The organism is Vibrio sp. PSi01, from assembly GCF_054960695.1.
Window position 1 is genome coordinate 123,066 of sequence record NZ_JBHNYN010000008.1, and the last position, 26,303, is coordinate 149,368.

Annotated in this window: 19 protein-coding genes; 10 read left to right on the forward strand and 9 right to left on the reverse strand. The window is 44.2% G+C overall.

The genetic code is table 11. From position 1 onward, the window contains the following. Nucleotides 1-69: 69 nt before the first annotated feature. The 3 genes from recC (at nt 70) to recD (ending at nt 9,885) form a co-directional block, all read left to right on the forward strand. On the forward strand, nt 70-3,546 hold the full coding sequence (recC, locus tag ACFI6G_RS13240) for an exodeoxyribonuclease V subunit gamma (protein WP_462710300.1): 3,477 nt from the start codon (nt 70-72) through the stop codon (nt 3,544-3,546). Between the two features lie 427 nt (nt 3,547-3,973). Then, nucleotides 3,974-7,648 carry an exodeoxyribonuclease V subunit beta gene (gene recB / locus ACFI6G_RS13245; RefSeq protein WP_462710301.1) on the forward strand — a complete coding sequence of 1,225 codons (3,675 nt, stop codon included), beginning with the start codon at nt 3,974-3,976 and terminating at the stop codon, nt 7,646-7,648. After that, nucleotides 7,645-9,885 carry an exodeoxyribonuclease V subunit alpha gene (gene recD, locus ACFI6G_RS13250; RefSeq protein ID WP_102286475.1) on the forward strand — a complete coding sequence of 747 codons (2,241 nt, stop codon included), beginning with the start codon at nt 7,645-7,647 and terminating at the stop codon, nt 9,883-9,885. The genes recB and recD overlap by 4 nt, the downstream gene beginning before the upstream one ends. Nucleotides 9,886-9,990: 105 nt before the next feature. On the opposite strand, the gene ACFI6G_RS13255 is transcribed toward recD, so the two are convergent. Next, entirely contained in the window at nt 9,991-10,182 is a 192-nt protein-coding gene (locus ACFI6G_RS13255; protein ID WP_008223046.1) for a hypothetical protein, read from the reverse strand. 278 nt (nt 10,183-10,460) lie between these two features. Next, a complete protein-coding gene (argA, locus tag ACFI6G_RS13260; RefSeq protein WP_010438993.1) occupies nt 10,461-11,798 on the reverse strand; it encodes an amino-acid N-acetyltransferase in 1,338 nt (445 codons plus the stop codon). A 161-nt stretch (nt 11,799-11,959) separates the two neighbouring features. Here argA and ACFI6G_RS13265 point away from each other — a divergent pair, with 161 nt between their 5' ends. The 4 genes from ACFI6G_RS13265 (at nt 11,960) to csdE (ending at nt 15,019) form a co-directional block, all read left to right on the forward strand. Beyond that, a complete protein-coding gene (locus tag ACFI6G_RS13265) occupies nt 11,960-12,433 on the forward strand; it encodes a DUF2850 domain-containing protein (RefSeq protein ID WP_010438996.1) in 474 nt (157 codons plus the stop codon). An 80-nt stretch (nt 12,434-12,513) separates the two neighbouring features. Continuing rightward, nucleotides 12,514-13,626 carry a murein transglycosylase A gene (gene mltA / locus ACFI6G_RS13270; RefSeq protein ID WP_016784792.1) on the forward strand — a complete coding sequence of 371 codons (1,113 nt, stop codon included), beginning with the start codon at nt 12,514-12,516 and terminating at the stop codon, nt 13,624-13,626. A 113-nt stretch (nt 13,627-13,739) separates the two neighbouring features. After that, nucleotides 13,740-14,549, forward strand: coding sequence for a tRNA cyclic N6-threonylcarbamoyladenosine(37) synthase TcdA (gene tcdA, locus ACFI6G_RS13275; RefSeq protein WP_016768337.1), 810 nt, complete (start codon nt 13,740-13,742; stop codon nt 14,547-14,549). A gap of 41 nt (nt 14,550-14,590) precedes the next feature. After that, nucleotides 14,591-15,019 (forward strand): cysteine desulfurase sulfur acceptor subunit CsdE, encoded by a 429-nt coding sequence (gene csdE, locus ACFI6G_RS13280; RefSeq protein ID WP_016768336.1) that lies wholly within the window; start codon nt 14,591-14,593, stop codon nt 15,017-15,019. An 83-nt stretch (nt 15,020-15,102) separates the two neighbouring features. On the opposite strand, the gene csdA is transcribed toward csdE, so the two are convergent. The 3 genes from csdA to ACFI6G_RS13295 all read right to left on the reverse strand — a co-directional run bounded on the left by csdA (nt 15,103) and on the right by ACFI6G_RS13295 (nt 18,221). Then, nucleotides 15,103-16,314: a cysteine desulfurase CsdA gene (gene csdA / locus ACFI6G_RS13285; protein ID WP_010439023.1), complete on the reverse strand. Its 1,212-nt coding sequence runs from the start codon at nt 16,312-16,314 to the stop codon at nt 15,103-15,105. 87 nt (nt 16,315-16,401) lie between these two features. Beyond that, complete coding sequence (gene panE, locus ACFI6G_RS13290; RefSeq protein WP_016768334.1) at nt 16,402-17,295, reverse strand: 2-dehydropantoate 2-reductase; 894 nt, start codon at nt 17,293-17,295, stop codon at nt 16,402-16,404. 110 nt (nt 17,296-17,405) lie between these two features. Then, entirely contained in the window at nt 17,406-18,221 is an 816-nt protein-coding gene (locus ACFI6G_RS13295; RefSeq protein WP_016784788.1) for a nucleoside-specific channel-forming Tsx family protein, read from the reverse strand. A 583-nt stretch (nt 18,222-18,804) separates the two neighbouring features. On the opposite strand from ACFI6G_RS13295, the gene ACFI6G_RS13300 reads away from it, so the two are divergent. Beyond that, a complete protein-coding gene (locus tag ACFI6G_RS13300) occupies nt 18,805-20,151 on the forward strand; it encodes a DUF4397 domain-containing protein (RefSeq protein ID WP_010439033.1) in 1,347 nt (448 codons plus the stop codon). A gap of 68 nt (nt 20,152-20,219) precedes the next feature. Here ACFI6G_RS13300 and ACFI6G_RS13305 read toward each other — a convergent pair whose 3' ends face one another. From ACFI6G_RS13305 to ACFI6G_RS13320, 4 genes are read right to left on the reverse strand one after another with little or no spacing between them, the layout of a single operon-like run. Next, nucleotides 20,220-21,578 (reverse strand): AmpG family muropeptide MFS transporter, encoded by a 1,359-nt coding sequence (locus tag ACFI6G_RS13305; protein ID WP_016790319.1) that lies wholly within the window; start codon nt 21,576-21,578, stop codon nt 20,220-20,222. A 53-nt stretch (nt 21,579-21,631) separates the two neighbouring features. Then, a complete protein-coding gene (locus tag ACFI6G_RS13310; protein WP_010439038.1) occupies nt 21,632-22,180 on the reverse strand; it encodes a peptidylprolyl isomerase in 549 nt (182 codons plus the stop codon). Further along, nucleotides 22,180-22,749 carry a YajG family lipoprotein gene (locus ACFI6G_RS13315; RefSeq protein WP_010439040.1) on the reverse strand — a complete coding sequence of 190 codons (570 nt, stop codon included), beginning with the start codon at nt 22,747-22,749 and terminating at the stop codon, nt 22,180-22,182. The genes ACFI6G_RS13310 and ACFI6G_RS13315 overlap by 1 nt, the downstream gene beginning before the upstream one ends. A gap of 57 nt (nt 22,750-22,806) precedes the next feature. After that, nucleotides 22,807-23,958, reverse strand: a complete 1,152-nt coding sequence (locus ACFI6G_RS13320) for a methyltransferase (protein WP_010439042.1) — start codon at nt 23,956-23,958, stop codon at nt 22,807-22,809. A 173-nt stretch (nt 23,959-24,131) separates the two neighbouring features. On the opposite strand from ACFI6G_RS13320, the gene bolA reads away from it, so the two are divergent. Continuing rightward, nucleotides 24,132-24,440, forward strand: a complete 309-nt coding sequence (gene bolA / locus ACFI6G_RS13325) for a transcriptional regulator BolA (RefSeq protein ID WP_010439043.1) — start codon at nt 24,132-24,134, stop codon at nt 24,438-24,440. Between the two features lie 519 nt (nt 24,441-24,959). Next, entirely contained in the window at nt 24,960-26,300 is a 1,341-nt protein-coding gene (locus tag ACFI6G_RS13330) for a Na(+)-translocating NADH-quinone reductase subunit A (RefSeq protein WP_010439044.1), read from the forward strand. Nucleotides 26,301-26,303 lie beyond the last annotated feature (3 nt).

Below are 26,303 nucleotides of genomic sequence, written 5' to 3' on the forward strand. Positions count from 1 at the left end.
TTCCTAATCCAAACTCGGCACTTATGCTAATCTGGCTTTATATTGTGGCAAGATTAGCGTGAGTGCACTTTGTTTACTGTTTACCATTCCAATAAAGTCGATACTTTAAAAATCCTTCTCGTTCACTTAATTAAAAGTGACCCTTTAGCCAATCCTTTCGAAAAAGAGCAGATCTTGGTTCAGAGCCCAGGTATGTCTCAATGGCTTAAGATGGAACTCGCCAAAGAGTTTGGTGTAGCAGCAAATATCGATTTCCCACTTCCTGCAACCTTCATTTGGGATATGTTTACCCAAGTGCTTCCTGATGTACCTAAACGCAGTGCTTTTAACAAAGAAGCAATGACGTGGAAGTTGATGAGTTTGCTACCCGCTAAGCTTGACCACCCTGATTTCCTGCCCCTGCAACGCTATCTTGAAAACGACGAAGATGATTCGAAGTTGTACCAATTGGCAGAGAAAATTGCCGATATCTTCGATGGATACTTGGTGTATCGACCGGAGTGGATGGCGATGTGGGAAGCGGGAGAGCCCGTTGCCGAGTTAATTGATGATGAGGGGCAGCAAGAGCATCCTTGGCAGCCGATTTTGTGGCAAGCACTTTATGAGCAAACCTTGTCTCAAGGCCAATCAAAATACCACCGTGGCAATTTGTACCACGACTTCATTGAAGCGCTAGCCAAGCAACAAGGTCAATTACAACATCTGCCGAAACGTTTATTTGTGTTTGGTATTTCTTCGTTGCCTCCTCGTTACATGGATGCGTTGAAAGCTTTGGGTGAGCAGATTGATGTGCACTTGATGTTCACCAACCCTTGCCAACATTACTGGGGCGATATTCGCGACCGTAAATATTTGGCAAGAGTTGAAGCCCAGCGTCGCAAGCAGTTTGCGTTGGTTGATGGTTTACCTCAGCTAGAAGGTGAAGTCTCACCATTGAAAGATGGCATTGAAGCCAATGTTGAAGATGAACTGCACACCAGCCAAGCCGTGGGTAATAGTTTGCTTGCGTCTATGGGTAAATTGGGCAGAGATAACCTGTTTTTGCTATCTCAATCAGACAGTGAAGAGCACGAGTTCTTTATTGATGTAGAGAGAGACAGCCTGCTCCATCAATTGCAAGCCGATATTCTCCAGCTAGAAGAACATCAAGATGATCACATCTTAGATTCCAGTAATCATAAACAGGTGGTTGAGCTTGGCGATCGTTCACTGACTGTACATGCGTGTCACAGCCCAATGCGTGAGGTGGAAGTCCTCCACGACCAACTGTTGGCAATGTTTGATGCAGACCCGACACTGAAACCACGCGATATCATCGTGATGGTGTCTGACATTAATGCTTATAGCCCAGCGATTCAGGCGGTATTTGGTAATGCTCCGGGTGAGCGTTATATCCCTTACTCGATCTCTGATAGAACGGCTGACCAAGAAAGCCCAATTCTGACCGCCTTCATGAAGTTGGTCGCGCTACCGAACACGCGTTGTTTAGCTTCTGAGTTATTAGAGTTATTAGAAATTCCAGCGATGATGGCATGCTTTGGTATCGATGAATTTCAATTCGAGCAAGCTAAGCTGTGGGTTGAAGAAGCGGGTATCCGTTGGGGCGTCGACTCGTCTACCGCAACGGAGTTTGACTTGCCTGCTACTGAGCAAAATACCTGGCTATTTGGTATCCAGCGCATGTTGCTGGGTTATGCGATGTCAGACTCTGCAGGTTTGTTTGAAACCGAACACTCCCCGATTGCCGCTTATAACGAAGTTCAAGGCATTAACGCCGAACTTGCAGGTAAGTTAGCGCACTTTATCGATCGTATTACCCATTACCGTCAACGCTTAACTGAAACACAATCTATCGATATGTGGCGTGAAATCTTGCTGCAAATGATTGATGATTTCTTTGCGGTCGAGCTGGAAGGCGAGGTGGTGCTTAAGTCGATTCGTGATGCGCTTTCGCAACTGAATGAACAACTTGACGATGCCTTGTATGAACAAGAATTGTCGCCAAGCATTATCTACCAGTACCTCAATAATAAGCTATCTGGCGCGCGCATTAGCCAACGTTTCTTAGCTGGCCAAGTTAACTTTTGTACCCTGATGCCCATGCGCTCCATTCCGTTCAAAACGGTTTGTTTGTTAGGTATGAATGATGGTGTTTATCCTCGGTCAATGCCACCAGAAGGTTTTGATCTAATGAACGGGCGCACTCGTCCGGGTGACCGTTCTCGTCGTGATGATGACCGATACCTATTCTTAGAGGCTATGTTGTCGGCGCAAGAGTGCTTGTACATCAGTTATGTCGGCCGTTCGATTCAAGATAATACTGAGCGAGTGCCGTCGGTATTGGTTTCAGAGTTAATTGAGTACTGCCAACAGAACTACTGCTTAAGTGAAGACCAATCCCTACCAAGTGATGATTCAGGTATCAAGCTGACTCAAGCGATCAGCTTTGAACATACCATGACACCATTTAGCCCTGCAGCCTTTACTCAAGGTGACGCAAACCATGTGCTGAGTTACGCCAAAGAATGGCTTCCTGCGGCTAACCGTTCCGGTGAACGTAGTGGTGAATTCAATCGTGCCTTGGATGACTATTTGTTGGGTGCAACGTACCCGTTGGAACTCGACTTGGTTGAGTTACAGCGTTTTTGGCGTTTGCCAGTGCAGTACTTCTTTAATCGCCGTCTAAAAGTGGTGTTTGAACCGCCACTTCCTGTGATGGAAGACGATGAGCCGTTCGTACTCAATGGACTAGAGAGCTTCCAGCTTAAAGATGCGCTGCTGCAAGTGTTGCTGGACCATCCTGAAGGTGCAGATGAAGCGGTGCGCCTGTTTGTCTCTGAGCAAAAAGCACAGGGTCGATTACCGGTCGGCGCCTTTGGTGATATCGAATTTGAAACCAACCGTGTTCAAGCGGAAGACTTAGCCAAAGAAATTCGATTTGTGAGCGGATCACCGCAGCAAGATCTCGAAGTGAATATCGAATTTGATGTGTTAGGCGAAGGCAAACCTGTTCGTTTGATGGGTTGGTTAACTAAAAACTATCAATCGGGTCTAGTTCGTTTCCGTAGCGGTAAAATACGCTCTCAAGATTATTTGGCAGCGTGGATTGATCATCTATGTTGTGCAGTGATGGGACATGGAAAAACGACCCATATTATTGGCTACGACAGAAAAGAAGGCGTGGTTCACCAAACGCTACAACCTATTGGCGATGCGCTTCAGGCGAAGAGTTTGCTGGCTGAGTTAGTACGACTGTTTTATCAAGGCATGACAGCACCACTGCCTTACTTCCCGAAAACCGCGTTAGCTGGTGTTGAAGCGGGCTTTAGCCGCGGTAAATGGGTTGATGACGAAGAAAAGTCCCTAAAGAAAATGGCTGATACCTTTAATGACAGCTTCGCCTTTACTGGCGAGGGTCGAGATACTTACATCTCACGTATTTGGTCTAAGTGGGATGATGCTCTGGCTGCTGAGTCGCGAATGTATTCAACGCTTGTGCTGCAGGCCGCAAGACTCGCCGCTGCCGATCTTGAAGATCAGGAATAATCGGCAGTGATCAGCAAGATCACCAACAATATGCTTATCAAAGAGATGCGTTTGAATAAAAGCATGGGAAATAAAGAGTTAGATGTAAACTTGGTGTGCAGGGCTTATAAAATGACGAGAGGAAGTCGTTTATGAGGAATCAAGGTACAGGAAATAAAGTGGCCGCCAGTAAATCATTATTAGTGTAGGGCGTTCGCTGTACGGCCACAGGTCAGAGGGACCATTATTCAGTGGTTCAAAGTAACGCATGAGTATAAAACTCGTAGGCGGTCCTGAACTCGTGGGCGCATAGTAGCGAGGCGATCTGAATTGATCCGTGAGAGAGATCGCACTAACTATTAACAAATTAGCGTAGGACGTAAATTGAATGACATTTTCTACGCTAGGTCACATTTGTAACAACACATTTATCAGAAGGCAGTAAGGCATGACGACTACAAGCAGTGCTCAGGTAATCGTTCCACAAACACTTGATACCATGACGTTTCCACTTCATGGCGCGCGTTTAATTGAAGCATCAGCGGGTACGGGTAAAACATTTACTATTGCTGGCTTGTATTTACGTTTACTGCTCGAGCACGGTACTGCTGCGCCGCAAGGTGATCTGACGGAAGCTACTCGACACCATGAGCCGCTGACCGTAGACCAAATTCTGGTTGTGACTTTTACTGAAGCGGCAACCGCAGAGCTACGCGATCGTATTCGTGCGCGAATCCATGATGCACGTATTGCGTTTGCTCGTGGTCAAAGTGACGACCCAGTGATTGCTCCTCTCTTACAAGCCATCGATGATCATGCTGGTGCGGCGAAAACTCTGCTCAATGCTGAAAGGCAAATGGATGAAGCGGCGGTATACACCATTCACGGTTTCTGTCAGAGAATGTTGACTCAGAATGCCTTCGAGTCTGGAAGCCGCTTTGATAATGAATTTGTGACCGATGAAAGCCATCTGAAAGCACAAGTGGTTGCCGACTATTGGCGTAAACAGTTTTATCCGTTACCCATTCAACTTGCAGGTGAGGTGCGAAATATTTGGGGTTCTCCCGCTTCGTTACTTGCCGATGTAAATCGCTATCTGACGGGCTCTCCGCTGAAATTGACGGTAGATGCGATGTCGGGAGACCTGCAAACTCTGCACAATCAAAACTTAGATAAAGTGAAGCAACTTAAGGCGTTGTGGTGTGAATCCGAAGCGGACTTTTTGGCTTTGATTTCTGGATCGGATGTGAATAAGCGCAGCTACACTAAGAAGTCTTTGCCGACTTGGTTAGAAGCCGTCACAGCATGGGCGCAAAGCGACACTCATGATTACCAGTTTCCAGATAAACTAGAGAAGTTCTCACAAGCAACGTTAATTGAAAAAACACCAAAAGGCACTGCACCTCAACACGCAGTTTTCGAAGCGATTGAAGACTTCTTAAATTCTCCAGCAGATCTAAAAGCTCCTTTGCTGGCACATGCGATTATTCATTGTCGAACTATGTTGGCTAAGGCTAAACAGCAGAAGCAGTGGTTATCGTTTGATGATTTGCTGACTCAGTTATCCGCGTCAATCGATGTAGATGAGCAATCACTGCTGGTGGAGAGAATTCGCACCTTATACCCAGTAGCGATGATTGATGAATTCCAAGATACCGATCCGTTGCAATACAGTATTTTTAGCCGAATCTATTTAGATAACCCGCAATGCGGTTTGTTTATGATCGGTGATCCGAAGCAGGCAATTTACGGCTTCCGTGGCGCGGATATCTTTACCTACATTAAGGCGAGAAACCAAGTTAGTGCTCACTACACGCTGGGGACTAATTGGCGTTCGAGTGCTGACATGGTCAGTGCGGTAAACCAAGTGTTTATGAATTCGGATAGCCCGTTTATCTACGATCAAGATATTCCATTCTTACCTGTCGCAGCCAGCCCATCGGCTGACAAACGCCAGTGGGTGATGAATGGTGAAACTCAGCATGCATTGACCTTTTGGCTACAAGAAGCGGAAGATAAGCCATTACCGAAAGGCGAATATCACAAAGCCATGGCTGAGGCGACGGCGAGTCAAATTCAAACCATTCTGACCGCTTCTCAAAATCAACAAGCCTATTTTGATAACGGCAAAAAACAACATGCTGTGAATGCGGGTGATATTGCAGTCTTGGTTCGTACTGGTAGTGAAGGTCGCCTGATTAAGAACGCGTTGTCTGAACAAGGCATTGCAAGCGTGTATTTGTCTAACCGAGATAGCGTTTTCACCAGCTTGGTCGCACAAGATATTCAGCGTTTACTACAGGCGGTGCTGACACCTGAAAATGACCGTGCATTACGCGCCAGTTTAGCGTCGGAGTTGTTTGCTCTGGATGCCGCCTCATTGGATGAACTCAACAACGATGAAGTGGTTTGGGAAAACGTCGTTAACGAATTTCGAGAATATCGTAAGTTGTGGCTGCAACGTGGTGTGTTACCAATGCTTCGCAGTGTGATCAGTAAACGACATCTCGCGGAACGTTTACTGGAAGAAGAAAATGGTGAGCGCTCACTCACTGATTTAATGCACATTGGCGAATTGTTGCAACAAGCAAGGCAGGAACTCGACAGTGATTATGGCTTGCTGCGCTGGTTAGCAGAAGCGATTTCCGATGCTCAAAATGGTTTAGGTGGCAGTGAAGACGACATTCAACGCCTTGAATCAGAAAGAAACTTAGTTCAAATTGTTACTATTCATAAGTCGAAAGGCTTGGAATATGACCTCGTATTTTTGCCGTTCGTGGCGAGCTACCGAGAAGCGAGTGAAGGTAAATTCTACGACCATGACTCAGATACCACGGTACTTGATATTACGGGCAGTGATAGTGCTCTAGCACAAGCGGATAAAGAGCGATTGGCAGAAGATCTACGTTTGATTTACGTGGCGCTTACTCGTGCGGTTTATGGCTGTTTTATTGGTATGGCTCCTTTACGTAAAGGGCGCTCAACCAAAGAGCCGACCGGTGTTCACTTAAGTGCTATGGGCTATTTGGTTCAAAATGGACAGGAGCAAGGTATTGCCGAGTTGCATCAAGCTTTGTTAGTGATTGAGAGTAAGAATTCAAGCGTACTATTGTCTGAAACGCCTACCGCTCACGAACAAGTTTTTGTGCAAACAGAGCAAGTGAGTGACGACTTACAGGCCAGTGAACTCAAGGCTTCAATTGACCGATCTTGGCGTATTACCAGTTACTCAGGCTTAGTCAAACAGGGCAGTCACGGCGCGAGCCATGATGCGACCATTGAGGTGTCTGGTTTCGATATCGACTCAGCGGATGAACAAGACGAGTCGGAATTGATTGAACCGGAACGTTCTATATTCTCGTTCCCTCGCGGTGCTCGCCCAGGTACCTTCTTACATACCTTGTTTGAGGATGTTGAATTTACCGAGCCAGCAACCAGCGAACATAACACGCAAGTAATCACTCACTTATTAGAATCAGAGCAATACGAAATAGAGTGGTTACCTGTACTTCAACAACTGGTCGATACGGTGCTGAACACCGCGTTAGATGGTAAGGACTTAAAGCTAAGCAAGAAAGACTCAACGCAACGATTGGTCGAGATGGAGTTCTTGTTGCCGATAGAAGTGTTGGCCGCATCTGAGCTCAATCAAACCATTCAGTATCATGATCCCTTGTCGGCCAAGGCGGGCGACCTAGGTTTCCAAACCGTGCAAGGCATGCTGAAAGGCTTCATCGATTTGGTGTTTGAGCATCAAGGTAAATACTACGTGCTCGATTGGAAATCGAACCATTTAGGTGATGATGTTGCCGTCTACCATGGTGAAGCATTGAAATCGGCGATGGCCGCCCACCGCTATGACCTGCAATATCAAATCTATGCATTGGCGCTGCATCGTTTCTTACGTAGTCGTGTTGCCAATTACAGTTACGAACAGCATTTTGGTGGGGTTTATTACTTGTTCTTAAGAGGAATGGACGGACAATATCAACAAGGTATTTTCTCGGCTAAACCAACCTTGGGTTTGCTCGATGAAATGGATCAATTGATTGACGGTAAAGTGATAGACAGACGTTCAGCACAATTGAATGACGATGAAACTGGACAGATGGGGCTTTTATAATGACAACGACCACTAATACCAGCATAGAGACAGCGAACTCAGTTAAGCCAGTTTCACTTATCCCTGAGCAACTCATGGATGTATTAAAGTTCCTCGCTGATAAGGGCTCAATTCGTCAGTTGGATTATCAATTTGCCCGTTTTATTGCTCAGCAAGCAGCGGCTCACTCTCAAGAAGTCGGTTTTCTCGCAGGGGTGGTGAGCCATGAATTAGGCAAGGGGCATATCTGTACTCAGCTTATACAGCAGTATACGGTAGGCCCTGAACAAACGGCGGATCTTGCTCAGTTACTTGGGTTGTACGGTGAAACGGCACTGCAACTGAATCAAAAGTTATTAGGTATTGATTGGGTGGCGGTACTTCAATCGTCAAACCTAGTTGGTACAACTAATGATTGCGTTAAGCCGCTGATGTTTGATGGACAGCGAGTTTATTTACAGCGCTATTGGAACTACGAAGTTGTGTTGGCTGAAACGTTAAACCGTCTAAGTAATCCAGTCGAGTTCAATATTGAACAGAAGAAGGCGCTCACTGAAACGCTGAATCAGTTATTCGCACGCAGTTATCACTTTTTGTTTAACGCATTAGCCAAGGCTGGTTCGAGTCAACAAACCTCTCAGGTGTTACGCCAACAGTTGGTGTGTGACCATCTCGATATCGTTGATGAACAGGCTCTAGATTGGGGCGCGATCGACCAAGTGATTGTTCAAGCCAAGCAAGTAATGGATCTAGAGGTGTTGGATAGCCTAGTGCCGTTATCCGTCTGTTTGAACTGGCAAAAGGTCGCAGCAGCAGTGGCGTTAAGTCGTCGTTTTGCTGTGATTTCTGGTGGGCCGGGTACTGGTAAAACGACCACGGTAACCAAATTACTGTCGGCTATGGTCGAGCAATCGTTAAGCCAAGGTAAAACACCGACGATCAAGCTGGTGGCACCGACAGGTAAGGCGGCGGCACGTTTAACAGAGTCGATTGGCAAAGCGATTGAGCAGCTGCCTTTAGCGCCTGAAGTAAAAGCCAACATACCAACGGAATCGAGTACTTTACACAGATTACTCGGCGCGATCCCTAATCGAGCGGAATTTAGACACAACCGACGTAATCCACTTCACCTTGATATCTTGGTGGTGGATGAAGCTTCGATGGTCGACTTATCCATGATGTATAAGCTGGTGGATGCACTCCCTGAACACGCAAGGCTTATCTTGTTGGGGGATAAAGACCAACTCGCTTCAGTTGAAGCGGGCGCGGTGTTAGGTGATATCTGCTCGTTTAATTCAACAGGCTACAGCACAGCGCAAGGTAATTTGATTGCGGAGATGACAGGCTTTGACGCGATAGCTAATACAGGGCAGGTCAAAGCTGGATCGGTTAACCCTCCTGCGATTGCAGATAGCTTGTGTATGCTGCAGAAGAGTTATCGTTTCGATGCTCGTTCAGGTATCGGGCAGTTGGCAAAAGCAATCAATAACGGCTCTGCTAATCAGGTCGATCAAGTGTTTGCTAAAGGATTTGGAGACATTGAAAATCACCCGCTGTCGAGTGATAGCTATAACTTGATGCTGCGTACCTTAGTTAATGAGTATGGTGAGTATCTCAATAGAATGAATGTTCCTTTAAACGAGCTAGAGACTCAAGAAGCGCGAGCTAAATCGGTTCTCGATTTGTTCAGCAAATGTCGATTGCTGTGCTCCGTTCGTGAAGGCGATTTTGGTGTTAAAGGTTTGAATAACAGGATCGAAAGGGCGCTAGCAGCAAGACGTTTGGTGAATCCGCACAATGACGAATTGTGGTATCACGGGCGACCAGTAATGGTAACGCGTAATGACCATGGTTTAGGTTTATATAATGGTGATATTGGTATCTGCATGCTTGAGGCCGATTCCAGTAGTGCTTCTTATGATATTTCCCATTCAATAGCTGCGAGTTCTGCGCCTAGATTGAAGGTGTATTTTGAATTGCCGGATGGCAGCGTGAAAGCGGTGCTTCCAAGCCGAGTTCCCGATCATGAAACGGCTTATGCGATGACGATTCACAAATCTCAGGGTAGCGAATTTGATTTGACCTTAATGATCCTGCCGCCAGATTTTAGCCCCATTCTAACGCGAGAGCTTATCTATACCGGTATTACGCGTGCAAAGAAACGATTGATGATGTTCAGTGATACCAATGTACTAAAACGTGGTATTAAAGTGAAAACAGAGCGAGTTAGCGGTTTAGGAAGTCGTTTAACCGGCTAATGAGTTGTTCACTTTAACTGTTAGTGGGTTCTAGTGAGGGGTAACGCAGCTAAATGGCTAAAAGGTAGTACATAAAGCAACCATCCCTGGTCGCTTTGAGCGTTATTAAGAATCTGTTCCTAAAAACGCTCGAGTAAATGATATATGGTTTATCTTGTATTTGGCTTGGCAGTTCAAGATAAACTCTTTTAGATTCTCGCTCACAGGGAAAACGCAGTGTACGTCTAAACCTTCTAAGAATTGGTTATCAGCCATATCCCAAAAACTTTGCAGCGAATTACAAACAATGGTTCTCATATCAATGTTGCTCTTTTTGCTGTTTATATTAACGCTCAACATATTGATGTCGTGCTAAACGTTAACGGGGATAGCAATCCGTGCAGTGACCTCCTCAATGTTACAGGTTCAAACATTGGGGGTATTCCAATAAAAACGTTTGTTTATATCCATAAACGTGCAAATTCTATACAATTATTGGTGTGAGTTAAAGTGCATACTTGATAAAACTCATATAGTAAACGATTACATTTGCAATTATTTTTGGAACAAAGTGAGATTTCGATCTAAATTTTTAATTATACGTTCAATGCTAAGATTTTTGAATTTCGTTGATAGTTATAAAGCCCCTGCTTTTCCATCGGTAATTCATCAACCCCAATCTCGTAAAACCCTTGTTCGCGGAACCAATGAAGGCTGTGCGTGGTAAGAACAAATATCTGGTCGATATCTCGAGACTTGGATTGGTGACGCATGTAATCCAGTAGCAATTGACCACGGTTCCCATCTCGATAATCAGAGTGGATAGCGACGCACGCCATCTCTGCCATGTGATCTTCTGGATACGCATAAAGCGCAGCGCACCCAATAATAAGCCCGTCTTTTTCAATAATGGTAAAGCGATGGATCTCCTGTTCTAACTGCTCTCTTGAGCGACGAACTAAGATACCCTGTTCTTCCAGGGGCCGAATGAGATCAAATATGCCACCAATATCATCAATCTGAGCTTGTCTTACTTGCTCAGCACTTGCCATCACGACTTGGGTACCAATACCGTCAAAAGAGAACAGCTCTTGGATTAACGCGCCATCGACCTTGTAACTGATTAAGTGGCAACGTGGAACACCGGCTCGACAAGCGGAGATAGCACCTTTTAGGAAGCGTAGTGTTCCCGTGCTCATATCTTCGGTCGGATTCTGAGACTCCGTTAAGCGTTCTAGGATTTGTTTAGCGTCTTTAGGGAACAGTTCGGCGAGTACATTACCGCTTTCGTCGGTTACCCCTTGTTCGGAGCAAAATCCAATCAGCTTGTCTGCCTTTAAGCGAATCGCGACTTGTGTTGCGACTTCTTCAGAAAGCAGGTTAAAACTTTCTCCTGTCACGGAGCTAGCAATTGGACCTAACAGGACAATAGAGCCTTGATCAAGTGTGCGATTAATCCCTTCGATATCGATTCGACGAATACGTCCGCTGTGGCAATAATCCGTACCGTCATCTACGCCTAGCGGCTGAGCCGTAATGAAGTTACCACTCATCACATTCAGTTGAGTGCCTGCCATTGGGGTGTTATTAAGGCTCATCGAAAGACGAGCTGTAATAGCCAGCTGTAATTGACCTGCGGCTTGCATCGCTACCCCTAAAGAATATTCGTCAGTGACTCTAATGTTCTTATGGTAAGGCGTATGGCAATCTTGCTTTGCTAGCAGCTGATTTATCTGTGGTCTTGCCCCGTGAACGAGAACAATCTTGACTCCTAGGCTGTGGAGTAGGGCTATATCACTAATAATGTTGCCGAAATTTTTGTCAGCAACAGCTTCGCCTCCTAGCATAATGACCATGGTTTTGCCACGGTGAGCATTTACGTAAGGTGTTGATTGTCTGAAGCCTTTTACTAGCGCTGTACTTCTTAATTTCACAGAACAAGTCCATTTTGTTTATTTATTCGCTAATTTAGCATTTAAATTCAAATTTAAACAACATGTTTTTGGAATAAAGCGCAAACTATTCTCATCGAGACTTCATTATACAAACGGTCTCAGTGTAGAATATATACAGCATCTTTATGAGTAGTAACCGAATGCAGCAAGCGCCAGCAAGAAAGAACAAGATCGATGAGATAACGGAAAACCTTTACAGCGAAGCAGAACAACGCAATCAGTCTAAATTGAAGCGTAAGATCATCGAACGTTGCTTGATGGTATTGGCCCTAGTGGGTTCATTTGCTGTGGTTTCTTTATTCAGCGATGTGCTTTCACGAGTACAAGATGCAGCAACGCCTGACCACTTGTTGTATGGCACTTGGGTAGAGCAGGACGTTGCACATTATGTAACGGACGAATTTGTGCTCAATGCCAATGGTGTGTCAGTACGAGGATCTGTTGTGTCGACTAGTTTTGATTTCGATGGGAACTACTTCGAATATAAGACGGGAGATAGAGCCTATCGTTTTCGTATCACTAACTCTGACAACACAGAGATGGTGCTCGATTCAGACGCTCACTATAATCCTGTCTTCCGTCTTAAGGGACATATGGTTAATTCAGTTCGATAGGTTATCTTACTGTAAACTCTTACAATCTAAGATTGTGTTATCTGACCGTTTTTGTCATCCTCGATGCATAGAATTTTAGGATGACTCTTGTGATTAAAAAATGGCTTCCCCTTGTTGCTGCCTCTTTACTATTTGGCTGTGCTCAACCCACCGATCGTGCTCAACAACACTTTGATGATGAATTTCCTCGTACCTTAAATAAGGTCGATCAGGTTGAATCCAACAAACCAAGAGACTACACCGCATTTGCAGAACAAGCTGAGATGGTGGTTTCTAAATCTCCTTCAATGGCTAAGATCTATGAACCGTTGTATCAGCAACTCAATGAGTGGGCGATGCTGAGTGGCGATCCTAGCGAATTAGCTAATTTCGGTGTTCAAACCGCTCAACTTGGTGGTGGCGATAAGCAAGGTAATGTTTTGTTTACTGGTTACTTTTCTCCAGTCATAGAATTACGCCATGAAGCGAACGAAGAATATCAATTTCCTGTCTATGGGCTCCCTGATTGCGGTAAAGAGTGTCCCACTCGCGAAGAAATCTACAATGGTGCGTTGGATGGGCAAGGCCTTGAACTTGGCTATGCAGCAAACCGTATCGACCCGTTTATGATGGAAGTGCAAGGTAGTGGCTTTGTGCATTTTGGTGACGACGACACGCTCAAGTACTTTGCTTATGCAGGAAAGAACAACAAAGCTTATGTGAGTATTGGTCGTGTATTGATCGATAGAGGCTTGGTTCCTCGTGAAAAAATGTCACTGAAAGCAATCAAAGAGTGGGTATTGGCGAATGAGCCTGAAGTGGTAAAAGAGCTACTTGAACAAAACCCTTCTTTTGTATTCTTTAGTTCTAGAGCAGATTTGTCGGTAATGGGAAGTGCTGGTATTCCATTGTTACCAATGGCTGCCGTTGCTGGAGATCGTTCGATATTACCTATGGGTACACCTATTTTGGCTGAGGTTCCATTGTTGAATGCCGATGGCACGTGGAGCGGCGCGCACCAACTAAGATTGTTACTGGTTTTGGATACGGGCGGCGCAGTTAAGCAGAACCATTTAGATCTCTACCATGGTATGGGGCCAAGAGCGGGTACTGAAGCGGGTCACTATAAGCACTTTGGTCGTGTATGGAAACTTGGCCTAGATGGCTCTGCAACCGAAGCGCCTTGGGCTTTGCCTCCTGAGAAGTTTGAGTAAACGACGATAAAATAGGGCATTGAAAGCGAATCGCTAATCCCCTAGACTTTTAATTCAAGAGTGCGTATAAAACGCACTCTTTTCTTTTTCTCAGAAATAAATTGGCGGCAATAATGCGTGAATTGACCACACCAGCTTCAGAAAACTATGACCAACGATTTGGTGGCACTCGCCGTCTGTATGGCAATAGTGAAGTCGACATACTTAGAGCGGCACATGTGTGTGTGATCGGTATTGGTGGCGTCGGTTCATGGGCGGTTGAAGCGCTTGCACGTACTGGTTTAGGTGAGCTAACGTTGATCGATATGGATGACGTGTGCGTGACTAACATTAACCGTCAGATCCACGCTATGTCGGGTACGGTTGGCAAGAGCAAAATCGAAGTGATGGCTGAGCGCGTTAAGTTGATTAACCCTGAGTGTAAAGTGAACCTGATTGATGACTTTATTGGTCCTGACAATCAGGCTGAGTATTTGTCGAAAGAGTTCGATTTTGTTCTCGATGCGATTGATAGCATGAAAGCTAAAGCTTCGCTGTTGGCGTATTGTCGTAGTAACAAAATCAAAGTGATCACCACGGGTGGTGCGGGTGGCCAAGTCGACCCAACTCAAATCAAAGTGGCTGATCTGACTAAGACGATTCAAGACCCGTTAGCGAAGAAATTGAAAGACACATTACGTCGTCATCACAATTTCCCTAAGAACCCAGCACGTAAGTTTGGCATCGATTGTGTGTTCTCGACTGAGCAACTTAAATACCCTCAAGCTGACGGCAGTGTATGTGCTGCGAAAGCGACCGCAGAAGGGCCAAAACGAATGGATTGTGCGACAGGTTTTGGCGCAGCAACGGTGGTAACGGCTACGTTTGGTTTTGTGGCGGTTTCACGTATCGTAGAAAAGATCGTTCAAAAGCATACTAAGTAACTCGTTACTTTGAGCTTACTAAGAATTTACTGGATATAAAAATGACGTCATTTCCAAGTTCTCCATTCGGCCAAGAAATTACCAGTGATGATATTGTCGCAAAGATGCAGACTTTCAGCGGTTGGGAAGACCGTTATCGTCAAGTGATTCAATGGGGAAAGAAACTGCCAACCATGCCTGACGAGCTGAAAAATGAGCAGGTTGTTGTTTCTGGTTGTGAAAGCCAAGTCTGGCTAGTTTCTCAGAACATCGACGGTGTTTGGTACTTTTGTGCTGATTCTGATGCTCGTATCGTTCGCGGCCTTATCGCATTAGTGATGTCTGCTTTTGATGGAAAAACATCAGCACAGATACAATCGTTCGATATTGATAGTTACTTTGAAAACATCGGTCTAATTACTCATCTAAGCCCATCTCGCGGTAATGGATTAAAAGCGATTGTTGCTCAAATCCAAGAGCTAAGTGCTTAGCATCTCTTAGATACACAGAAACAAAAAGGGTTGGCGCTAAACGCCAACCCTAAATAATTTCGCTACTCGTTATTCTTTACTATCTATAGCATATCAACGGCTTTTTCTATCGCCGCAACGAGCTTTTCAACATCATCCATGTTGTTGTAAATACCAAATGAAACTCGAACCGTTCCTTTTACATTAAGCGCATCCATCAATGGGTGAGCACAATGATGTCCTGCTCGAACCGCAATACCTTGTTGATCCAACAGTGTCGCAATATCTTGATGGTGAACACCGTCCATCACAAAAGTAATCACACTTGAATTGGGTTTGTAGCCAAGAACCTGGATATCATCCAATTGGTTGAGTGCTTGGTAGGTTTTCTGTTGTAGCTGGTGGATGTGAGTTTCCACATCGTGCTGCTCAAACTTATGTAACCACTCTATCGCTGTACGTAATGCGATGGCTCCCGCCACGTTTGGCGTGCCAGCTTCAAATTTACCAGGCAGTTCAGAAAATGTGGTGCCAGAGAAAGAGACGCGCTCGACCATTTTGCCACCACCATGCCAAGGTGGCATTACTTCGAGCAATTCAAGTTTGCCATAAAGGACACCGATACCTGCAGGGGCATAGAGCTTGTGCCCTGAGAAAACATAGAAATCCGCATCTAAAGAAGAAACATCAACTGGCTCATGAACGATGCCTTGTGCGCCATCGACCACAACAATCGCATTCTTCATGTGGGCTTTTTCTATGACAGCTTTAATCGGCTGACGAGAACCGGTAACGTTGGTTATCTGAGCTAATGCAACAATTTTGGTCTTATCATTAAGCAGATGATCAAAAGCTTGTAGATCAAATTCACAATCTGATGTCATCGGTACTTTAACGACTCTAGCGCCGGTTTGTTCTGCCACAATTTGCCAAGGTACAATGTTGGCGTGATGCTCCATTTCGCTAACCAAGATCTCATCGCCGGGCTGAAGCGTGCTTCTTGCGTAGGTTTGAGCAATTAGGTTGAGCGCTTCGGTGGCACCGCGAGTCCAGATGATCTCTTTTGACGATGTCGCGCCAATAAACTGAGCGACCTTATCTCTTGCTGCTTCAAACTGACTGGTCGCGTTCGCTGTTAAGCTGTGGCTACCACGATGAACATTGGCATTTTGCTTGGAGTAATACTGGCTAATGGCATCAATAACCACCTGAGGTTTTTGTGTCGTTGCCGCGCTGTCTAAGTAAATCAACGGTTGTTGGTTGATGGTTTGTGATAGCGCAGGAAACTGCTCTCGGATGTGATTGATATCAAGCATCTATTTTTACCTAAAATCTTGGAAATTGGTGCTAGCGTTATGCTGAGCGGTATCGTTATTTTATCGCGACTTGTGAACGGTTGCTGACTAATCTTGCTGATTCCAACTATTTTCTCGTTCTTTAACCTGATCGAAGAGCTTTTGGTTAACAGGAACATCTATCTGATGCTTAAGTGCCGTCTTTATTAGGTGTCCGGTAATGAAGTCGATCTCTGTCTTTCGTTGGTAAAACATATCTTGCTTCATTGAAGAGTTGTTCTTTGCTGTCGCTTGAATAACCTTGTTGACGCTTGTCTCTAATTCGTCGAATGAACAAGTAATGCCTTCTGCCAGCATCACTTGTGTGATTTCTCTAATTATAGAACTCAAAACTTCGCTAAATCTTTGGTCAACAAGCTCTCCGTTTGTGATTTGTTCCAGCCCAGTCAATGGGTTGATGGCACAATTGATGGCGAGCTTAGTCCATAGCGCTGTTTTTATCTCTGGGTTCCAACTTACAGTAGGTAAGGCATGTTCCAACACATCGACTAAAAAAGTGCACTGTTGACCCTTGAGGTTAAAAGTCCCCAATTGTGTTTGGCCGATTCCTGTGTGAGATACATTATTGCGGTCGGGTTTGAATGCAGCTTGGGTGGTAGTCGCCAATACTACTGGGTGAGCATCAATTTGAGTTGCTATCTGATCGACCGCACCCATTCCGTTGTGCAGGAACATGAGAATGGTGTCGGGATCGAGGTGTTGAAGTAGCGGAGTGGTTGCTTCTTCTACTTGCCAAGCTTTGACCGTGAAGATGACTAAATCACTTTCAGATAGCTTTTCGATATTGTGATTACTGAAGGAAAGAGAAGCTTGCTCATCCAATGATAGTTCCATTGAGTTGTTAGCAGAGCGGCCCCACAAAGAGACATTATGACCCGCTTGAAGTAGTTTTATCGCCCACAAAGAGCCAATAGCCCCAGGCCCAACAATAGTAATGTTCACAGCAATACCGAGATAAGAAAGTGGTGCTGCAAGGATAGCGAGGCATTAAATGAAAGCAATAAAAAATGGCACCCGAGGGTGCCATTTAGGAAACTTTCTTAGAAGTTCGATTAGAACTTGTAAGTTACCGCTACGTAGTGACCTACGCCAGAAGATTCAGCTTGTGAACTTGCATCCCATGGAAGGTCAGCGCCGTCTTCAAAACCGTATACATCGCTATATAGTTTCAAGCCGTAACCAACTGCAAAGCGATCTGAGTGCCAGTAGATACCATTAAACATTGCGCCGCCGTTGCTTACTTGAGCGTATTCATCTTTCATACCGAATTGGTAATCGATGTAACCTTGGTAAGAGATGAATGAACCGTTCTCGAAGAAGTAGAATGGTTTGAACCAGTTAGTTGAAACTTGGAAGCCGTTCCAATCTTTTTGGTTTGAATCGTATGTACCGTATAGGTTTAGGCCAACTTTACCGAACCATGGAACCATTACGTCAGAACCAAGACCAACTTTCTGAGTGTTAACACCACCATTGTTACCATCCCACTCGAAAAGAGTTGAAAGGTATAACTCTTCAACTGGACCAAAAGACAAATCTTTACCAGTTAGGCCATCAAGAGACATACGAGGAGCAAACTTCATGAAGATTTTGCCGTCTTTGTCTGCTTTATCGCTGCTTGAGTCTGATGTTAGGTTAAATACATCAACATAGCCGTACAGATCGAAGATTCCTGAGCGACCGCCAAATTCCATTTCTAGGTAATCATGAGTAGATTCGTAAGGACCTTTCTCGTTGATTGCACCCATAATGTTGAACTGCATCCACTTGTAATCATTTTTGTGGATGTCGCCGTCAGAATAATCAGCCGCCATTACTGGAGCAGATGCTGCTGCAAGTAGGCCAAGAGTTAAAAGTGATTTACGCATAATGGAACTCTCTATGTTTGAAATAAGTAACCCGCTAATCCGTGCGTGTTTATATGTCCGAATGCCGAGCATAATAGCGATTTTGTTCTCAAATAAAAGTGAGACGGAGTGTAAACTACAATTATTATGGTGAGATCGATCACATTAATGATCTAAATGACGGAACTTTAAGATGGCAATGCATCTTGATGCACCACTAATTCTATTGGTTTTGTGAAATTTGATTATTTTGTGGATAAATTGGCTAAATACCATCCTAAGCAAACGATTCTACTGAATAGAGTGACATGCATATCAAAATCAACAGTATTCCTTTCTAAGTTTTTTCTTCCCCCAAATGGGTTAAATCGTCTGTCTCGTTTTCTTTGCTTTGATCTATTTTTGACCGACTCCGTAATGAAGTTGGAGTTATTTAATGAAGAACTCTGGTGACGAGTAAATCGGATTACAAACCCTGTTGCTTACCACTAAAAAGAGATAACGAGACAGTTCTTTGCGCTATACACAGATTAAGTGTTGACAGACTTTTAAGAAACTTCCTTTTGTGCGTTGAGCTGTTCTAAATGTTTTGGAGAGAAGACTAATGAAATATTCACCAATTTTAGCAGTAGCAATTTCAGCGCTTTTTATTGTCGGCTGTAATGACGACGATGAGCCCACAACGCAAATTCAAGCGGTACATGCGTCACCAGATGCGCCGCTTGCGAATGTTTTGATTAACAGTCAGGCACGTTGGACGGGTGTCGATTATGCCAACGCATCAGGGTATACATCAGTGACAGCTGGGCAGACTTCCGTTCAAGTTGACGTTCAACTCCCTGGCGATGCCGTTTTAACTGTATTACCTCAAAACCAATTTGAATTGAGCAGCGATACTGATTATACAGTGATGGTAGTTGGTGATGCTGACGGTTCGAATAATCCAGTTGAAGCGTTAGTCGTGACGAGACCTGCGAGTGGTACAGCAACAAGCTCAAGTTTAGATGTGCAGGTTGTTCATGCGGCATCTGGTGTTGGGGATGTGAACTTATACGTTACAGGTCCGAGTGATCCTCTAGGCACACCTCTCGGGACGTTAGGGTATAAAGATTTCACAGACGTTCTGAATATCCCTGCTGGGCAGTATCGAGTGAGACTAGAAACAGTGAGTGGTAGTGCTATTGCTTTTGATTCTGGAGAAATTACTCTGTCTGGCGGTAGTGAGTTGACTATAGCGGCGGTACCTAGAGCTGATTCAAACAGTGCGTCTCCAGTGAAACTTATGGTGATGGATGGTAAAGGCTCATCTTTGATTTACGATATGGCAGAAACCGCAGAAGTAAGAGTGGGGCACCTTGTGGATGGTGCACCAAATGTAGATGTGTATGTGAATTCAACCCAGTTTGCTCCGCTTGATGATTTGATGTTTAAAGAAGTTCGTGGGTTCTTAGATCTAGCGGCAGGGAGCTACGATATTGACATCTATGAAACTGCGACGACGTCTCCCACATTTATTGATGTTGATGGTTTAGCTGTGTTTACTGGTATGGATTACAGTGTGTATGCAGTAGGAACAGTATCGAATCTTAATTTGGAAGCTCTGGTTGTACCGGAAAATAGACGCCCTGTTGCCACTAGTGCGGTATTGAATATTACTCATGCAGCGGCTAACCCAATCGCAGCGTTAGTTGACATTTACTTAACCGAAAACGTGGGAATTTCAGGAAGTACACCGGCATTGAGTAACGTGAAATTCAAAGATTACGCGAATGGTATTTATGTGGCAGCGGGATCTTACTACGTGACGATTACTGTAGCAGGAGACCCAACTACTGTTGCCATTGACTCTGCGCCTGCAACCTTAGCTGATGGTGTCGTTTATCAAGTTGTGGCGATTGATGATGTGGCGGGAATGGGCTTCAACTTATTAGTGAGTGATACAACAGACTAGATCTGTGATGTCAGTAATCAGAAAACAAAAGAGGGCAGCTCAATGCTATCCTCTTTTTTCTTTTGCTCTTATTCTTGGTTGGTTTTAGCTTTTTCTAATAAATCAGTGAAAAAGTGGCGTAACGAATAAAGCATGATCAAGCTTGGAATGACCATTAATGAGGTCAGTATAAAGAAGGTTGACCAATCATTGAGGAAATCAACCAACTCACCACTGAAGGAAGCCAGCGTGGTGCGACCGAAGTTACCCAAGGATGCGAGTAATGCATACTGGGTTGCAGAGAAGGCTTGCCCAGTTAATAGTGTTAAGAAAGACACGAATGCTACTGTCGAGAATGCCGTTGTAAAGTTATCGACAATAATTGTTGCCAAGAACAGAGTTTCACTTGGGCCCGCTTTAGCTATCCATGCAAACATCAGGTTACTGGCTGCCATTGCTATACCGCCAATCATCAACCCGCGCACAATACCGAACCTGACATTGAAGATACTGCCTAACAAGGTGAAGAATATTGTTGCGCCCCAGCCAATTAGCTTGGAGTAGTGACCAATTTGTTCGTTGCTAAAGCCTATCTCTTTGTAGAAGGGGATCGACATTCGCCCTAAGAAAGCTTCGCCTATCTTAAATAGGAATACAAACAGCAGAAGAGTAATCGCTACCTGAACACCATTCCGCCTAAAGAAATCATAAAACGGTTCTAATACTGTGACACTGAACCACGCCACAACTTTTGAACCCACCACTTTATTATGACGTTGCAGAGCTTCTTTTTGTAGTGCTTCACGTTTGGTAATCGGCTCACCAACAAACAGCGTGAACAACATCAAAACGACGACGACACCAGCCATACCGTAATATACACCGTTCCAACCTATAGAATCGGCATTGATAAATGCCAGATAACCCGGAAGTGAGTAACCTGTCCACCATCCGACAACGGCCATAGCAGAAGCTTGTGGCAATTTTGATGATTCTGATTTTGGAAATGAATCAATACGGAAAGCATCAATCGCGATATCTTGAGTAGCAGAAGCAATTGCAATTCCAAGCGCAAGCATGGAAGTGAACATCAGATCATTGGCTGGGTTCACTCCTGCAATTAATAATGTGCAGATCAATACAAAGCTTTGACATAAAAATATCCAGCTGCGTCGTTGACCTAGAATGGCGTGCAGGATTGGCAACTTGACTCGGTCAACCAAGGGAGCCCATAAAAAATTAATGGCGTAGACTGCAAATACGCTACCAAAATAGCCGATTGCAGCGCGAGTTAAGCCCGCATCTTTAAGCCATCCAGACATGTTGGAGCCAATAAGAACCCATGGGAAGCCACTCGAACAACCTAACATAAACACCCAAAGTAAGCGTTTATCTAGGTAGCTGCGGAAAGTCTGCATCCAAGTAAGAGAGGGAGTGCCTGATGACATAGGGCGTCCTTGTATAGAAAAACGCCCTTAAGAAATAAGGGCGTTTGATGAGGTTACTTAAGAAGGGTTACGTTGGTGATGACGATTGGGTCGGTTGGGATGTCTGACATACGTCCCATTCGTTTAGTTGGAATGGTGGCCATCTTTTGAATGACATCAAACCCCTCAGTCACTTTGCCAAATACAGCGTAACCAGGATTACCGCCTTTCGCGTTTAAGAAATCATTGTCAGCAAAGTTAATGAAGAACTGACGAGTCGCAGAATCAGGCGCATTAGTGCGAGCCATAGCGATCGTTGCTGTATCATTCTTTAGACCGTTACTGCCTTCGTTCTTGATTGGAGCATAAGTCGCTTGTTGATTCATGTCCTGATCGAAGCCACCACCTTGTGCCATAAAGCCCGGAATAACTCGGTGGAAGATAGTGCCTTCGTAGCTGCCGTCTTCAACGTATTTTAAGAAGTTCTCAGCACTAATCGGTGCTTGTTCTTGGTTTAGTTCAATAGTGAAGTCACCTAATGTTGTTTCAACGTTCACTTTAGGACCAGCCCAAACGCTCACGCTCACCAGCATTAATGCGATAGAAGTAAGAATACGGCTCATTAGAAACGTTCCTTCATGTAGTTTTGTAGTTCAGGGTCATTCGCGATTTCAGTAAGAACCAAGTTGATCACATCGTTAAGCACCATTGAGATGTCGTCGTTTGATGCGCTTAGTGCTCCGGTACGAGTCGCTGTACCGTTGAATGTTTTAACTAGCTTACCTTCAGGTGTTTCAGCAGTTACTTCAAGCGTCACTTTACCGTCCATTTGGTTTTCCATAATGGTGTGCTTGACGGTAACAAGTGCTTCTTGAATTTCTAAAACCACAGAGTTTTCACTGTTTACGCTTGCACGAAAACCTTGTGACTCTAGCTGTTGTGCTAAAGCGTTTTCCAGAGAAATACGCATATTTTGCTTTGCGTGAATTGGTTGGATATTTGAACGTCCACTATCAACCAATGCAACATACTGAGCAGCACGTACATCTTTACTGGTTAACGTGTATGTTTTGCCTTGCACAAGGTTGCTTGAGCTTAATGAAGCTTCTGGCATTACGTTGATCTGTTCTTGCTGAGGGGCTGAACATGCTGTTAAAGCCATAATAGAGGCAGCCAAAATCAGTTTTTTCATTCCTTTATCCTTTCTAAATTCACACAAGAAGCTCGGTATTTTAAAGCGGTCTACTGCCTATTTGTTAAAGTTAGCAGGTTCTCTTGTTGCTTGTAATATCTCAAATTTTTGGTTCAATTCAAGCGTTTCAACGTTCGCTTCACCAAATAATCTCGCTAGTTTTACATCGTATCCGAGGTGACGGTTACCAATAACAATTAATTTGCCCCCATTGCTTAGAACATGCTTTGCATCACAGAACATTTGCCATGCAATGTGATCAGTAATCGCTTGTTGCTGGTGGAATGGAGGATTACACATAACCAAGTAAGTGCTGTTTTTCTTAAAGCCATCTAAACAGTTGTTAGCAATGAACTGAAAGTTGCCTTCTTCACCTAGGTTATCTATTACATTTTGTCGTGCTGATTCCACAGCCATAAAGCTCTCATCCACACAAGTGATACGAGCTTGTGGGTTTAATTGGCCTGCTTTTACACTCAATACGCCATTACCACAGCCTAAGTCGATGATATGACGTAGTTCAGGATCTTGAGGGATGTGCTCTAGCATATAACGAGCGCCTTGATCGAGTGCTTCCCCTGAGTAAACATTTGGTAAATTTTTCAGACGGATATCTTCACCGTCTACATCCCACTCAACGTAAGGTTCGACTTTTTGAATCGGCTGGCAATTTGGAGAAGATAAGACTAAGCGATGTTTTTTCTTTGCTAGCGATGTTTTTGTTTCGCCTAGATATTTTTCAAAAATGTTAAGCGTTGAAGTGTGTATCTCTTTCACTTTATTTACACCAATGACTTGGCAGCCTTCAGGTAACGCTTGACGTAATTGGCTTAACTGCCAAATCAGGTGACGGTTTGTTTTCGGCAACTGCATAATCACAAGATCAATCCCGTGTGGGATCGCATCCATTGTGTTTAAGAAACTCACACGATTACTTTGATTACGTTGTAAGTTTTTCAGTGCGCCACGATGGGAGATAAAAGAATCACTCATCATCGTGACATCATGATCTTTGGAGAACCAAGTAGATAGAGCACCAAAGCTATCGTTCATGATTAAAATGTGTTTACCAGGTTCAAGATTCATCTCTTCAACATGGTTGATAATGTATTCGTCGCCCGCATCCCAAGCTTGAAGAGTTTCATTTGAACGTTTAGGGAAACGATGTAAGGTCAAAGTTCTATCGAGAAGGGTAAGATCGGTTTTCATACTTGAGGTGCTTATAATAAGAAATAACAGAGATATTGTCTCAAATGCAGGCTAAACAAGATAGAAAAAACTCAACCAAACCGATGCCGTCTGCAATGAAATACTCAGACAGTCGACCTGTTAGGGTTTATAATCACCTCACAGTAATGCCAATACGTTATTAAGGAATCACAATGATCCAAGAAGTTATCGAAACAAAATTGCACAATGAGTTTTCACCAAGTCATTTAAGCGTGGTGAATGAGAGCTATATGCACAATGTTCCGGCTGGTTCTGAGAGTCATTTTAAAGTGATTGTTGTCAGTGATGTGTTTGAAGGTTTGCGCCTTATTGCTCGTCATCGAGCGGTAAATAAGGCACTTTCAGAAGAGTTAGCCAATAATATCCACGCACTGTCTATTCACACTTATACAAAAGATGAATGGATGAAGCAGCTAGATAGCGTGCCAGACAGTCCAATGTGTATGGGTGGCGGAAAGTAAGAAGGCCTATATACAGAGAAAAGCGCCATGGCGCTTTTTTTGTCGTCAAACTTATGTATTTTTCGTTCTTATATCACCCAAACTGATGTCAAATTGAACGGGCTCAAATACCTACAATGAGTAATGTTTTTATTAACAGTGTTTCAACATAACTAGTAAAATATTAGTTTGTGACAGAGTATTAATCTCTTGTTTAAAACACGATTCAAAAGCCATTTTATCTGTGCGGCTCGTCAAATTTATACATATTTGAGAGGCCATATGCTTCAAATCTCACCAAATAAAGGCTGTATTCAAGTTATTGGTCATGGCATCGAGTTGTCAAAAAATGCTAGAATATCGCACCTGATAAATCTCACATGATTCGTGTGGTGATTTTATTATGAAAATGTTGCGATTTTGGTATCTCAAATTTACCAAAACCGGACACTGTAATGTCGTGTCTAAGGGCGAGTTTAAAACGTCCTGAATTTACGCAATTAAAAGAATCTTTTTCCCGATAAAGTAGTGCAAGTGCGTATGATTACAATAAATAAGGGTTTGGATCTTCCTATCGCAGGAACTCCATCCCAGGTGATTAATGATGGTAAGTCCATCACTAAAGTCGCCTTGCTTGGCGAAGAGTACGTTGGTATGCGTCCTACGATGCATGCTCGCGTTGGTGATGAAGTGAAGAAAGGCCAAGTTCTTTTTGCAGATAAAAAGAACCCAGGTGTTGTATTTACTTCTCCAGCAAGCGGTAAAGTTATTGAAGTGAACCGTGGTGCTAAGCGTGTTCTTCAATCAGTAGTGATTGAAGTAGCAGGCAATGAGCAAATCACGTTCAATAGCTATGAAGCTAGCCAACTAGCAGGTCTTGACCGTGAAACGGTTAAATCTCAGTTAGTTGAGTCTGGCGCATGGACCGCTTTGCGAACTCGTCCGTTCAGCAAGGTTCCAGCCATTGATTCTGAAACTCAGGCTATTTTCGTAACTGCTATGGATACTAATCCGTTGGCAGCTGAGCCAGAATTAATCATTAACGAGCAGTCTGATGCTTTCGTTGCTGGTTTGGATCTTCTTTCAACTCTGACTAACGGTAAAGTGTACGTTTGTAAAAAAGGTACTAGCTTACCTCGTTCAGCTCAGTCTAACGTTGAAGAACATGTTTTTGATGGCCCACACCCTGCAGGTCTTGCAGGCACGCATATGCATTACCTATACCCGGTAAATGCACAAAACGTAGCGTGGAGCATTAACTACCAAGATGTTATCGCATTCGGTAAGCTTTTCCTTACTGGTGAGATTTACTCTGAGCGTGTTGTTTCTCTGGCTGGTCCAGTAGTTAACAACCCACGTCTAGTTCGTACTCAAATTGGTGCTAGCCTTGAAGAGTTAACGGACAGCGAGTTGATGCCAGGTGAAGTTCGCCTGATCTCAGGTTCAGTGTTATCTGGTGTTCACGCTTCAGGTCCACATGCTTACCTTGGCCGTTACCATCAACAGGTTTCGGTTCTTCGTGAAGGTCGTGATAAAGAGCTGTTTGGTTGGGCAATGCCTGGTAAGAACAAGTTCTCTGTTACTCGTTCATTCCTTGGTCACGTGTTTAAAGGTCAGTTGTTCAACATGACAACGACAACAAACGGTAGTGATCGCTCTATGGTTCCAATTGGTAACTACGAGAAAGTAATGCCATTAGATATGGAGCCTACTTTGCTGCTTCGCGATCTATGCGCTGGCGACGTTGATAGTGCACAAGCACTTGGTGCGCTAGAGCTAGATGAAGAAGATTTAGCACTGTGTACCTTTGTATGTCCTGGTAAGTACGAGTACGGTCAGTTACTTCGTGAATGCCTAGATATAATTGTGAAGGAAGGGTAATTT